This window comes from Christiangramia aquimixticola (genome assembly GCF_048285835.1).
GTDB classification, from domain to species: Bacteria; Bacteroidota; Bacteroidia; order Flavobacteriales; family Flavobacteriaceae; genus Christiangramia; species Christiangramia aquimixticola.
The window spans coordinates 1-332 of the sequence record NZ_JBLVTL010000120.1 but is presented as its reverse complement, the minus strand read 5'-3'; the positions used below and the strand labels follow the sequence as shown (position 1 = coordinate 332).

Here is a 332-nt window from a genome sequence, read left to right as displayed (position 1 = left end):
AGAAGCCGCATGTTTTCCCAGAACTTCAAGTCCCTCGGCTAGTAGCTTGAAGGTTTCCTCCCGATTGCCTGAGGGCAGTACATTTCCCTGCATCGAACCAATAATCGCCGGCGCATCGAATTGGGCTCCAAAGCTGATCATCTCAGCGATAAAGTCAATCGCCTTTTGACGGATCGCAGCATCAGGGTCAGTCAGGGTCAAGCCATGCAGCACTTTCCCTGCACCCGTGCCCACAGCGGCGAGTTGCAGTCCATAGTGGTCGAGTCGTTGTTTCAGGTGATTCGCATCGAGGTCTGTTCCGGATCGGGTGAAAAGTTCCACTCCGTCAAAAC

Annotated in this window: 1 protein-coding gene; it reads right to left on the bottom strand. The window is 53.6% G+C overall.

Features of this window, described 5'->3' with window-relative positions; genetic code table 11:
- On the bottom strand, window positions 1-332 hold a 332-nt coding region (locus tag ACNKXV_RS13770), incomplete at both ends, for a sugar phosphate isomerase/epimerase family protein (RefSeq protein ID WP_417908295.1).